This window comes from Planosporangium spinosum, from assembly GCF_049999945.1.
Taxonomy (GTDB): domain Bacteria; phylum Actinomycetota; class Actinomycetes; order Mycobacteriales; family Micromonosporaceae; genus Planosporangium; species Planosporangium spinosum.
Genome location: NZ_JBLYUB010000002.1, coordinates 169795 through 181850, shown reverse-complemented (window position 1 = coordinate 181850; position 12056 = coordinate 169795). Strand labels below are relative to the sequence as shown.

General features: G+C 73.2%; 11 protein-coding genes. 7 read left to right on the top strand and 4 right to left on the bottom strand.

Going from position 1 to position 12056, the window contains the following annotated elements; genetic code table 11:
• Positions 1-85: 85 nt before the first annotated feature.
• The 4 genes from ACNTMW_RS03625 to ACNTMW_RS03610 all read left to right on the top strand — a co-directional run bounded on the left by ACNTMW_RS03625 (position 86) and on the right by ACNTMW_RS03610 (position 3112).
• A complete protein-coding gene (locus tag ACNTMW_RS03625) occupies positions 86-439 on the top strand; it encodes an STAS domain-containing protein (protein WP_426631894.1) in 354 nt (117 codons plus the stop codon).
• A 92-nt stretch (positions 440-531) separates the two neighbouring features.
• Complete coding sequence (locus ACNTMW_RS03620) at positions 532-1878, top strand: PP2C family protein-serine/threonine phosphatase (RefSeq protein ID WP_426631893.1); 1347 nt, start codon at positions 532-534, stop codon at positions 1876-1878.
• A gap of 29 nt (positions 1879-1907) precedes the next feature.
• On the top strand, positions 1908-2837 hold the full coding sequence (locus tag ACNTMW_RS03615; RefSeq protein WP_426631892.1) for a glycosyltransferase family 2 protein: 930 nt from the start codon (positions 1908-1910) through the stop codon (positions 2835-2837).
• A gap of 44 nt (positions 2838-2881) precedes the next feature.
• Positions 2882-3112 (top strand): hypothetical protein, encoded by a 231-nt coding sequence (locus ACNTMW_RS03610; RefSeq protein ID WP_426631891.1) that lies wholly within the window; start codon positions 2882-2884, stop codon positions 3110-3112.
• Between the two features lie 64 nt (positions 3113-3176).
• Here ACNTMW_RS03610 and ACNTMW_RS03605 read toward each other — a convergent pair whose 3' ends face one another.
• Both ACNTMW_RS03605 and macS read right to left on the bottom strand, forming a co-directional pair.
• Complete coding sequence (locus tag ACNTMW_RS03605) at positions 3177-3827, bottom strand: response regulator (RefSeq protein WP_426631890.1); 651 nt, start codon at positions 3825-3827, stop codon at positions 3177-3179.
• Positions 3828-3832: 5 nt separating this feature from the next.
• Positions 3833-5056, bottom strand: a complete 1224-nt coding sequence (gene macS / locus ACNTMW_RS03600) for a MacS family sensor histidine kinase (protein WP_426631889.1) — start codon at positions 5054-5056, stop codon at positions 3833-3835.
• Between the two features lie 270 nt (positions 5057-5326).
• Between macS and ACNTMW_RS03595 the strand changes: the two genes are divergently transcribed.
• Both ACNTMW_RS03595 and ACNTMW_RS03590 read left to right on the top strand, forming a co-directional pair.
• Positions 5327-6817 carry a catalase gene (locus ACNTMW_RS03595; RefSeq protein ID WP_426631888.1) on the top strand — a complete coding sequence of 497 codons (1491 nt, stop codon included), beginning with the start codon at positions 5327-5329 and terminating at the stop codon, positions 6815-6817.
• Between the two features lie 292 nt (positions 6818-7109).
• On the top strand, positions 7110-7736 hold the full coding sequence (locus tag ACNTMW_RS03590) for a flavin reductase family protein (protein WP_426631887.1): 627 nt from the start codon (positions 7110-7112) through the stop codon (positions 7734-7736).
• Positions 7737-7829: 93 nt separating this feature from the next.
• Here ACNTMW_RS03590 and ACNTMW_RS03585 read toward each other — a convergent pair whose 3' ends face one another.
• The gene (locus ACNTMW_RS03585) at positions 7830-9815 is read right to left on the bottom strand and encodes a putative bifunctional diguanylate cyclase/phosphodiesterase (protein WP_426631886.1); all 1986 of its coding nucleotides are present in this window, start codon (positions 9813-9815) and stop codon (positions 7830-7832) included.
• Between the two features lie 293 nt (positions 9816-10108).
• Here ACNTMW_RS03585 and ACNTMW_RS03580 point away from each other — a divergent pair, with 293 nt between their 5' ends.
• Positions 10109-11323, top strand: coding sequence for an FAD-dependent oxidoreductase (locus tag ACNTMW_RS03580; RefSeq protein ID WP_426631885.1), 1215 nt, complete (start codon positions 10109-10111; stop codon positions 11321-11323).
• A 103-nt stretch (positions 11324-11426) separates the two neighbouring features.
• On the opposite strand, the gene ACNTMW_RS03575 is transcribed toward ACNTMW_RS03580, so the two are convergent.
• Positions 11427-12032, bottom strand: a complete 606-nt coding sequence (locus tag ACNTMW_RS03575) for a hypothetical protein (protein ID WP_426631884.1) — start codon at positions 12030-12032, stop codon at positions 11427-11429.
• Positions 12033-12056 lie beyond the last annotated feature (24 nt).

The following is a 12056-nucleotide window of genomic DNA, read 5'->3' as shown; positions in this document are numbered from 1 at the left end:
GCACCGACGCCGCGAGGGGCGGGGGTGGCACCGGTGGCGCGCACTGACATCATGGACCCAGCAGACGCGGCCGTTGGGAGAAGTGATGGCGACCCCCCGCACCCAGCTTGTGGTGGAAGAGCTGGCCAGCGAGTTGGACGGTGGCACGGTGCTGCGGATCCACGGTGAGCTCGACATCAGTACCGCCGAGCAGTTGCGCCGCGTCGCGGCACCGTACCTCGCCGCCGGTGGCCGGCTCGTGCTCGACCTGTCCCGGGTGACCTTCTGTGACTCGACCGGCCTCGCCGTGCTGGTCGGCTTCCACAAGCGGCTCGCCGCCGTCGGTGGCGGGCTGGAGCTGTACGCGCCCGTCCAGCGGGTGCAGCACCTGCTGAACATCACCGGGCTCAACCGGGTCTTCCCGGTCCGTACCGCGGACGAGGGAATCGGCCCGCGCTGATCCGCACACCGCAGGCAGGCAGCACCGTCGAACCGCCCGCGGCCGGACCGGCCGGTACGCGTATCGCAGGCGACGCGTCGAGGAGGACGAAGATGCCCAGGTGGCGTGTGGTGGCGGGGGCGTCCGTCGCCTTCCTCCTGGGCGGTGGGCTCGGACTGGCCGTGGCCGGCCGGTGCCGCCGGTCGGACCCCGAGCGGACGGTCACCGGCGCGCCGGCGGTGGCGGAACCACCGCCGGCCGCTGACCCGCGCGTCGCCGAACTGGCCCTTCAACTCGACGAGGCGCAGCGCCTGGCCGGCTTCGGCAGCTGGGAGTACGAGGTGGCGGCGGCGCGGTTGCGCTTCTCCCGGCAGCTACGCACCATGCTGGGGGTCGACCACGACGTCGACAGCCTGGCCGCGGCGGGCGCGTACGTGCACCCCGACGACGTCGACCGGGTCCGGGCGGCCCGCGACGCGCTGATGGCCGACCACCGGCCGTTCACCGTCGAGTACCGGCTGGTCCGCGCGGACGGCCGGGTGCTCGACATCCTCGGCTCCGGCCAGCCGTCGCGCGACGCGGGCGGTCGGGTGGTGCGGCTGTGGGGGACCGTCCACGACGTCACCGGCCAGCGGGCCGCCGAACGCGCGGCCCGCGACGCCGCCCGCCACGCCGAGCAGGCCCGCGCCGACCTGGAGGTGGAGCACCAGGCGCTGCAGATGTTCCAGCGCGCCATGCTCCCGGCCGAGCTGCCCCGCGTCGCCGGGCTGGACCTGTCCGCGGTGTACCTGCCGGTGGCCGAGCGTATCGACATCGGCGGCGACTGGTACGACGCGTTCGCGCTGCCCGACGGCCGCCTCGCGCTGGCGGTCGGCGACGTGACCGGCCACGACCTGCGGGCCGCGACGGTGATGGGGCAGGTCCGCAACGCGGTGCGCGCCTACGCCACCGAGCGCCCGGACCCCGGAGCGGTCCTGGCCCGGGTCAACACGCTGCTGGCCCGGCTGCCCGACCTCGACCTGGTGACAATGCTCTACGGCGTCTACGATCCGGTCGGCCACGAGCTGGTGTGGAGCAACGCCGGGCACCCGCCGCCGCTGCTGCGCCGGGGCGACGGCGTGGAGGTCCTGACCATGGGCGGCGGGCTGCTGCTCGGCGTCTCGCCGGGGGACGAGCCGTACCCGGAGCACCGGCTGCGGCTGGCGCCCGGCGACTCGGTCCTGTGGTACACCGACGGCATTGTCGACCACCGGGCGGTCGACCCGGTGGACGCGCTGCGCCGGCTGTGCCGGGTGTACGCGCGGGCCCGCGGCGGAGCCGGCGAGCTGCTCGGCACGGTCTCGGCCGACATGCTGACCGACGGTGGCCAGGAGGACGACGTCTGCCTGCTGGCCCTGTGCCGGGAGGCGGTGCCGACCGCCGTGCCCGCCGACGTACCCGAGCGATATCTGCATGTTTGAGGACGTTCCGCTCGGCAACTATCGCGATCATGAATCGAGTCACGGTGGTGATCGCCACCCGTAACCGCGCCGGGGAGCTGCTGCGAACCGTCGCGCGGCTGCGCGCGCTGCCGGAGCGCCCGCCCGTGATCGTGGTGGACAACGGGTCCACCGACGGTACGCCGGAGCGGGTCGCGCACGCGTTCCCCGACGTCCGGGTCCTGAAGCCGGGTCGCAACCTCGGCGCGGTCGCCCGCAACCTCGGCGTATCGGCCGCCGCGACGCCCTATGTCGCGTTCGCTGACGACGACTCCTGGTGGGCCGACGGCGCGCTGGCCCGCGCGCAGGAGCTGCTGGACGCGCATCCCCGGCTCGCGCTGATCGCGGCCCGTGCCCTGGTCGGACCGGGCAACCGGCTCGACCCGATGTGCGCGTTCATGGCGGTGGCGCCGATCGACCGGGCCGAGGACCTGCCCGGCCCGAGCGTCCTGGGGTTCCTGGCGTGCGCCACGGTGGTACGCCGCGAGGCGTACCTGTCCGTCGGCGGCTTCGACCCGGTGGTGTTCTTCATGGGCGAGGAGGAGCGCCTGGCCTACGATCTCGCCGCGGCCGGCTGGGGGCTGGCGTACTGCCCCGAGGTGGTGGCGCACCACCACCCGCAGGCCGCGGCCGGCGACCGGCCGGGCAAGCGGATGCTCGCCGCCCGCAACCGGGCCCTGACCGCGTGGATGCGCCGTCCGATGCGCGTCGCCCTGGCCGAGACCCGGCCGCTGCTGCGCGGTGCCACGGCGGACGCCGCCGGGCGGTCCGCCCTCGCCCAGTTCGTCGCGCGACTGCCCGCCGCGCTGCGGGGCCGCCGGGCGCCGGACCCGACCGTCGAGGCGGCCCTGGCCCGGCTCGACGCCGCGCAGGCGCGGCACGGGTACCCGCCGCACCCGACCGTGATCGGCGGCGCGGTTGGTCCGGGTGCCGGCGGGTAACACCGGTACCGACGGTGGACGATCACGGCGGAGGGTGGAGGTCGATGACCGACGAGATCGAGGCGCTGCACCGGGCGCGGGAGGCGGCGCGCCGTTACACCACGGTGACCCGGGAGATGGTCGAGTTCCTCGACCGGCTCTCGGCGGTACCCGCCCCGGAGCAGGAGGCCGAGTACGCGGCCCTGCTCGGCCGGGAGGAGCTTCAGCGCAAGGAGCGCCAGGACGCCCTGCACGACCTGGGCCTGGTGGTGCGCAGCCTGGAGGCGCGAGAGTAGGGGGATGCCACGGCGTGGCGGCCCGGGAGGCGGGTGGTGCGCAGCCGGTCGGTGCGGGAGCGGGTCACGCCTCGCCGTCGAGGCCGCGTTCGATGGCGTACCGGACCAGCTCCACCCGGTTGTGCAGTTGCAGCTTGCCCAGCGTGTTCTGGACATGGTTCTGCACGGTGCGGTGCGACACCACGAGACGCTCGGCGATCTGCTTGTACGACAGCCCCTTGGCCACCAGCCGCAGGATCTCGGTCTCGCGCTCGGTGAGGCGGGGCGTGTCGGCGTCGGGTTCCGTGGCGGTGGCCAGCCGCCGGTACTCGCCGAGCACCAGGCCGGCCAGGCCCGGGGTGAAGACGGCGTCGCCGTCGGCGGTGCGGCGTACCGCGTCGAGGAACTCCGCCCGGGCGGCGGACTTCAGCAGGTAGCCGGACGCGCCGGCCTTCACCGCGTCCAGCACGTCCTGCTGTTCACCGCTGGCCGACAGCATCAGCACCCGTACCGGCGGGTGCGCGTTGAGTAGGCCGCGGATCACCTCGACCCCGGCCAGGTCGGGCAGTTGCAGGTCGAGCACCACCACGTCGGGGCGGGTCGCGGCCGCCACCCGGACGGCCTGTGCGCCCTCGCCGACCGCGGCGACCACCTCGTATCCGGCCTCGGTGAGGTCGCGGGCGACCCCGTCGCGCCACATCGGGTGGTCGTCGACGACCATGATCCGTACCGCCATGCCGGTCACGATATCGGCCCGCGCGGCACCCTCAGCTCCACCTCCGTGCCCTCGCCGGGCTCCGACGTGATGGTGACGGTGCCGCCGAGGTCACGGACCCGGCCGCGGATCGACTGGGCGACGCCCAGCCGCCCGTCGGCTTCGGCCTGTTCCAGGCGGCCGGCGGGGATGCCCGGGCCGTCGTCGCGGACCGACACCGTCACCGCCTCGTCGTCGTCCTCGACCAGGACCCACGCCCGCGCACCCGGACCGCCGTGCCGGTCGACGTTGGTCAGGGCCGCCGCGACCGCCGCCGCCAGTTCCCGGGCGGCGGCCGGGGGCAGCGGTACCGGGTGGGCGGGAGTGGCCACCGAGACGGTGGCCGAGGCGGCCGGGGCGAGCAGGGACCGCAGGTCCACCGGGCCGTCCCCGGCCGGCGGCGGCTGGGTGGCGCCGATCAGTGCCCGCAGCGCCACCTCCTGCTCGCCGGCCAGCCGCCCCAGCTCGGCGGCGTCCCCGCCGAGCTCGGCGCCGCGCCGCGCGACCAGGGCGAGGACCTGCAGGACCGAGTCGTGGATACCGCGCGCGAGCCGTTCCCGCTCCCGGTTGGCCGCTTCCAGTTCGGTGGCCCGTTGCAGCCGGCCGTGGGCGTCCACGGCCAGCCGGCTCACGTGGCCGACCGCGATGCCGGCCAGCAGCAGGAGCACGTCGCCGTCGAGGCTGTTGGGGGTGATCCGGGTGCGTACCATCTGGTCGCAGAGGCCGAGCAGGACGGCGGCCACGGCGCCGCGCCGGCGCCCGCCGCTGACCGCCCAGGCCAGGACCGGGCCGGCGATCCAGGCGGCGGGCAGGGTGGCGAAGCCCTGGCCGAGCCCGCCGGCGCCGAGGATCCCCGGCGAGACGATCACGCAGGCGGCGGTGACGAGCAGGTCGGCGCCGAGCAGTGGCCAGGTCCGCCACCGCGGCCGGGCGTACCCGTAGATGGTGGCCACCGACCAGGCGGTCATCACCCCGACCACCATCCAGGCGAGCACGGGGTGCGCGTAGTGGCGACCGTTGTACGCGACGAGCAGGCTCGCGTACCCGAGCGCGGCCAGGCGGAAGACCGCGAGCGCCCGCCACATCGGGGTCTCGGGCGGCTCCGGCGCCGGCGTCGCGGTCGTGGCCGGTGCGCCGCGGGGTGGCCGCGGTGGCGGCCCGCCGTCGGCCGGTCGCGGCCGCGGGCCGCCGTGGGCCGGTTGATCAGGCACGGCGTCAGCCTAACGGGGGATGATCCACAGCGGCTCCGGAGGCGCCGGACGGCATGGCTCGGTAGGGTCGAGACCGGTTTGTGATCATGTGCTTTTTTGCGTGCCATTCCCCCGCTACTCTTGACTGATTCAAGAAAACGCGGTGGGCTAGTGCAGTCTGGAACAGTCCGCAGGCCGCCCCGGGCATGGTGGGGGACGTCCGCGTGCGCGCCGCCAGCGCCGTGCGGACGCCTGGTACCGCGGGGCGAAGAGAGGCAGGAGACGCTCTTCATGTCCGAAAAGCCAGTGTTGACCACTCGACAGGGGCATCCGGTCCACAACAACCAGCAGCAGCGCACGGTTGGCAGCCGGGGCCCGGCGACGCTGGAGAACTACCACTTCCTCGAGAAGATCAGCCACTTCGACCGGGAGCGCATCCCCGAGCGCGTGGTGCACGCCCGCGGCTTCGTCGCCCACGGCGAGTTCGAGGCGTACGGCACGATCGGCGACGAGCCGGCCAGCAGGTACACCCGCGCCAAGCTGTTGCAGGCCAGGGGCAAGAAGACCCCCGTCACCATCCGGTTCTCCACCGTCATCGGTGGCCGGGACTCCAGTGAGGCCGCGCGTGACCCGCGCGGGTTCGCGGTGAAGTTCCGCACCGAGGACGGCAACTGGGACATGGTGGGCAACAACCTCCAGGTCTTCTTCATCCGGGACGCGATCAAGTTTCCGGACGTGATCCACTCGCTCAAGCCGGACCCCGTCACGTTCCGCCAGGAACCCAACCGGATCTTCGACTTCATGTCGAACACCCCGGAGGCCATGCACATGCTGACCTGGCTGTTCTCGCCGTACGGCATCCCGGCCAACTACCGCACTATGCGCGGTTCCGGCGTGAACACCTACCGCTTCGTCAACGCGCAGGGCGAGGGCTTCCTGGTCAAGTTCCACTGGCTGACCCAACAGGGCGAGCACAATCTCACCCAGGAGCAGGCCAACGCGATCCAGGCCACCGACCTCGGCCACGCGTCCAGGGACCTGTACGAGGCGATCGAGCGCGGTGACTACCCCAGGTGGGAGCTCAACGTGCAGATCATGACCGACGACGAGCACCCGGAGTTGGACTTCGATCCGCTCGACGACACCAAGATCTGGCCGCGGGAGCAGTTCCCGTACCTGCCGGTCGGCATGATGACGCTCAACCGCAACATCACCGACCACCACAACGAGAACGAGCAGGCCGCCTTCGGTACCGGCGTGCTGGTCGACGGCATCGACTTCTCCGACGACAAGATGCTGGTCGGCCGGACGTTCTCGTACTCGGACACCCAGCGCTACCGGGTCGGCCCGAACTACCTCCAGTTGCCGATCAACGCACCGCGCGAGGACGTCGTGGTCAGCACGAACCAGGGCGGCGGCCTGATGTCGTACGGGGTGGACAACCGGGGTGCCAATCCGCACGTCAACTACGAACCGTCGTCGATCGCCGGCCTGCGCGAGGCCGACGAGTCGTACCAGGAGTACCGTCCGTTCGTCTCGGGCCAGATCATGAAGGCCCCGATCGAACGGCAGAACAACTACAAGCAGGCCGGCGAGACGTTCCGGTCGTTCACCGACGTCGAGCGGGACGACCTGATCGGAAACCTCGTCACCAACCTGCAGCAGTGCGAGAAGCACATCCAGGAGAAGATGGTCTGGCACTTCTCCCAGTGCGACTCCGACTACGGCCGCCGCGTCGCCGAGGGCCTCGGCCTGGACTACGCGGCGGTCCGCGCCGCCTGACCGGCGCGTGTTCGCGACGCCCGGCCGTCCGGCGGTCCGCCGCCCGCCGGTCGGGCGTCGCGCCGGACCGGCGCCGCCGGCGTCAACGCCCGGCCGCGTTCGCTGCTGCGCCGCCACCCCTGACCGGGCGGGCGGCGTGGTCGTCGTGGTGTCGCACCGGTCGTGGAGGAGGATCACATGTTCGCCGACCGGACACCGCGGTCGGAGTCGGGCATCGGCACACTACCGTTACGCGAGAGGCTCGGGCGACGGGAGGCGGACGACGGTGGGCGATGCGGGAGACAGGGACGCTGTGCCGACCACCGACCCACAGGCGCCGGTCCCGCAGGCCCGGCGCCCGAAGGCGGGCGGCCCGCACGACGCCGGGGGACCGCAGGCACCGGTGGACGGCGTCGTGTTCCGGGAGGCGCTGCGCCACCACGGCGGCGGGGTCGCGGTGGTCACCGTGGCCGGCGAGGACGGGCCGCGCGGTTTCACGGTCACCTCGCTGACCGCCGCCAGCCTCCACCCGCCGCTGCTGTCGTTCTACGTCAATCACGACTCGCGTAGCTGGCCGGCGTTGAAGGCGGCCGACCACGTCGGCGTACACCTGCTCGGCGCCGCCCACCGCGACCTCGCCGCACTGTTCGCGCGCCGTGGCGCGGACCGGTTCGCGCCGCCGACCCGGTGGCGGGTGGGTGTCGGGGGAGTCCCGCTGCTGGCCGACGCCACCATCCGGATGGTGTGTGCCCGCCGTGAGGTGGTGCCGGTCGGTGACCACTTCCTGGTCGTCGCCGAGGTCGTCGACGTGGAGCGCAACGGTGCGGGCGGTGACCCGCTGCTGTACGCCCACGGCGAGTTCGGCCGCTGGGTACCGATCGGCGAGGCGCCCGGCGCGCCGATCGACGCGCTGGAGCTCGCCGACACCGTCGACCGTTAGCCACGCGGTCGACGCCGCCACCGGTGTGGCGCTGTCGGGGTTCGGTGCCCGGCTGGCCGGCCGGCGCCCCTCAATCTCCGGACGAGTGCGCCCTCACGCCACTCCGTGCATGGCCGCGCGGGCCTCGGCGTACCAGCGGTCGAACGCGTCGGCCGACAGCGGCCGGGACATGTGGTAGCCCTGGGCGACCGCGCAGCCGTTGGCGGCGAGGGCGGTGAGGGTGCCGGCGTCCTCGACGCCCTCGGCGACCGTGGTGAGGCCGAGGTTGCGGGCCAGGTCGACGATGGCGCGCACGATCAGACCGTTGCTGCGTTCCGTGGTCATGGTCCCGACGAACGTCCTGTCGATCTTCAGTTCGGTGATCGGCAGGTTCTTGAGCTGGGCCAGGCTGGTGTACCCGGTACCGAAGTCGTCAACGGCGAGCGAGACGCCGGCCGCGCGCAGCCGGGTCAGCAGCAGCAGCGCGTGCTCGGGCTCGGTGGTGATGGCGCTCTCGGTCAGCTCCAGGCACAGCAGGTGGGCCGGTACCCGGTGCTGCTCCAGCAGCTTCACGACATCGTCGGCCAGGTCGGGGTCGGCGAGGTTGCGAGCGGCCAGGTTGACCGCGATCTGCAGCGGGTGGCCCTGGTCGACCCAGCGGCTGGCCTGGCGCAGCGCGGCGTCGAGGACGTAGCGGGTCAGCGGCCCGATCAGGCCGGTGTGTTCGGCCAGCGGGATGAACTTGTCCGGCGGCACCATGCCGCGCTGCGGGTGCTCCCAGCGCACCAGCGCCTCCACTCCGCACACCTCGCCGGTGGCCAGGGACACCTTCGGCTGGTAGTGCAGGATCAGTTCGCGCTGGTCGATGGCGCGGCGCAGTTCGGTGAGCAGCGCGAGCCGGCCCGGGTCGTGGGCGTCCTCGCTCGCGTCGTACACCGTGACGCCGCGGTTGCGCTCCTTGGCCACGTACATCGCCACCTCGGCGCGCCGCAGCAGGGTCTGCGAGTCGTCGCCGTGCTCACCGGAGACCACGACGCCCATGCTGGCCTCGACGCTGAGGTCGGCACCGGCGATCTCGATCGGCAGCTCGACGGCCTGGCGTAGCTTCTCGGCGATCGCGAGGACGTCGTCGAGGCTGGTGACGTCGGGTACCAGCACGGCGAACTCGTCGCCGCCGAGCCGGGCGACGGTGTCGGTGGACCGTACGGTCGCGGCGAGGCGGGGGCCGATCTGGGTGAGCAGCTCGTCGCCGCAGCGGTGGCCCAGCGTGTCGTTGATCTCCTTGAAGCGGTCCAGGTCGATCAGGACGAGGCCGACCCGCTCGCTGGACTGAACGGCGCCGTGCAGCCGCTCGGCGAGCAGTTGCCGGTTGGGCAGCCCGGTCAGGCTGTCGTGCAGCGAGTCGTGCACCGCCTGTGCCCGCTCGGCGTCGAGATCGCGGCGGTACCGGCTCAGCATGGCCGACAGCACCATCGCGATGGCCAGGCCGACCAGGAACACCAGCGGTACGCCCCAGCTCATGGTGTTGCTGACCTGGCGCATGGCGGCGAGCTGGTTGACGGCCTCCTCGCGGTGCTCACCGGCGCCGCGTTCGATCTCGTGCTGCAACCGGTACAGCGTGTCGGCCTGGTCGAACTCGATCCGGGACGCGAGCGCGGTGTCGTGGTTGTTGACGGCCTCGAACATCTTGTTGGCGCTGACGAGGAAGTCGTCGTGGGTCAGCAGGACGGCCTGGGCCTGGGCCCGGTTGGCGGGGGAGCCCTCCGCCTTCACCCGGTTGAGCGCCATCACGAGCGTCCGCTCGGCGGCGACGTGGGCCATCAGCGTCTCGTTGCTCGGGTCGAACCGGTACTTGCGCTCCAGCGACTTCTCCTCGCTGGCGGCCTGGGCCGCCTCCAGGTAGTAGAAGGCGAGGCGGTTGGCGGTGGTGGCCTTGCTGGCCGCCCGGGCGGTCACCTGGGACGCCCACAGCGCGAAGCCGCTCATCGCGAGGACGACCAGGACCAGCCCGATGAGGGCTGCCCGGCTCGACTTCGGCCGGGGCCCGGCGGGCCGGACGCGGGCACCGGCGTGCGGCGCCAGGTCGCGAGCCGTGGTCAACAAGGCCCCCCCAAGGTGGTGACGGATACCGACGATCACTCCCTGTATCGGTCGCCCGTTCTGCCAGTTGAGAGAGTTTTGCCACTCGGCTTGGGCGTCCGGTGGCCGTCGGGCGGCCGGTGGACCGCCCGGCGGCCTCCGGGCCCGGCGGATCGGGGGCACCCGGCGGCCTCCGGGCAGGCGTCCGGGCCCGGCGGCCGGGGTATCCGCGGGGTGTCCGGGCCGGGCCGAGGGGTCCCCGCGAGCGCGCATCACGGGTAGGATTTCATTACCCGATGAATTAGGGAGGCGCGATGGACACCGATGTATGCGTGGTCGGCAGCGGCCCGGCCGGTCTGATGCTCGCCCTGCTCCTGGTCCGGCGCGGGATCCGGGTCACCGTCCTGGAGAAGCACGCCGACTTCCTGCGTGACTTCCGCGGGGACACCGTCCACCCGTCCACCCTCGACGTGCTCGACGAGGTGGGTCTGGGCGACCGCGTCGCGGCACTGCCGCACCGCAAGGTCGACGGGTTGCGCTTCACGTTCGCCGACGGCGACTACCGGATTGTCGACTTCGCCCGGTTGCGGGTGGCCCATCCGTACCTGATGTTCCTGCCGCAGTGGGACTTCCTGGAGATGCTGGCGGCCGAGGCCGCCAGGTACGACGGGTTCACCCTGCTGCGCTCGCACGAGGTCGTCGACGTGCTGCGCGCCGAGGGGATGGTGAAAGGCGTCGTGGCGCGCGGGCCGGACGGGCCGGTCGAGGTCCGCGCGCGGCTCACCGTCGCGGCCGACGGGCGCCACTCGACCGTACGGGACAAGCTCGGCCTGGCTCCCCGGGAGTTCGGCGCGCCCATGGACATCCTGTGGTTCCGCCTCCCCCGCCGGCCCGGCGACGGCGCCGGTGTCAACGCCCGGGTCGGGACCGGCCGCCTGCTGGTCGGCATCGACCGGGGGACGTACTGGCAACTCGCCTACGTCATTCCGAAGGGCGGGTACGACCGGGTCGTGGCCGACGGCCTGGCCGCGTTCCGCGCCTCGGTGGCGCACCTGGCACCGTTCCTGGCCGACCGGGTCGGCGAGGTCACGAGCTGGGACGACGTGAAGATGCTGACGGTACGGGTGGACCGGCTGCGCCGCTGGCACGTACCCGGAGCGCTGCTGATCGGCGACGCCGCCCACGCGATGTCCCCGATCGGCGGCGTCGGGATCAACCTCGCCGTGCAGGACGCGGTGGCCGCCGCCCGGCTGCTGGCCGGTCCACTGCGCGCCGGGCGCCTCGCCGGGCGCGACCTGGCCCGGGTGCGCGCCCGGCGGGCGTTCCCCACCGCCGGCACCCAGCTGCTGCAGCGCGTCATCCAGCGCGGTGTCATCGGGCGGGTACTCGGTGCGGAGACTCCGGTACCCGCACCGTGGCCGGTCCGGCTGCTCAACCGGGTGCCCGCGCTGCGGGAGCTGCCGGCCCGGGTGGTCGGCGTGGGCCTGCGCCCCGAACACGTCGGGGACCGGCTGCCGGTCCGGGCGTGACACCCGACCATGATCGGCACAACTTCCGGGATGTTGTGGTCTCCGCCAGTCGCCAAGACCGCGGTTTCGGCACGTTGTGCCGATCATGGAGGGCGGCGGCGGGTCAGCCGGAGCAGGTGCGGCCCATCGGGGTGAGCGGGCGGCCGGTGGCGGGGTCGAGGCGGACGTCGAAGTCGCCGTAGTTCGACGTGATGTGCAGCAGGTCGTCCGTGACGAACCGGGCCGTCGCGTTCGGGCCGCAGGGCGCGCCGGCGCGGCCCACGTCGCGCAGGGTCAGCCAGCCGCCGGACCAGATCCGCAGCTCCCGGTCGTCGCCGTGGGTGACGAACGCGGCCCTGCGGGTGCCGTCGGGGGACGTGGCAACCTCCCGGGTGTCGAGGCTGAAGAAGCCCTGGAGCAGGCCCCATGCCATGCCGACCGGCAGCAGCGCCAGGGTGAGCAGCCAGCGGATCCGCTGCCGGCCGGGCTGGGCCGCCTCGCTGTGCACCGGCGCCAGCGCCCAGAACGCCGCCAGCGTCAGGAGGTTCACCAGGAGCAGGCCGAGGGACGGGTCGTGGAAGAACTGCCGCAGCCGCACCAGGCGCCACGGGTTCCACGCGCCCAGCACGGACACGACCAGCACGGCGGCCGCGAGCGCCGCGGCGGTCAGGCCCGCCACCCGGCGGGCGGGCGACAGGGCCGGTGTCGTCAACTCGTGCGAGGTCCGCATGGCGCCATCCTGCCAGTCGACGGC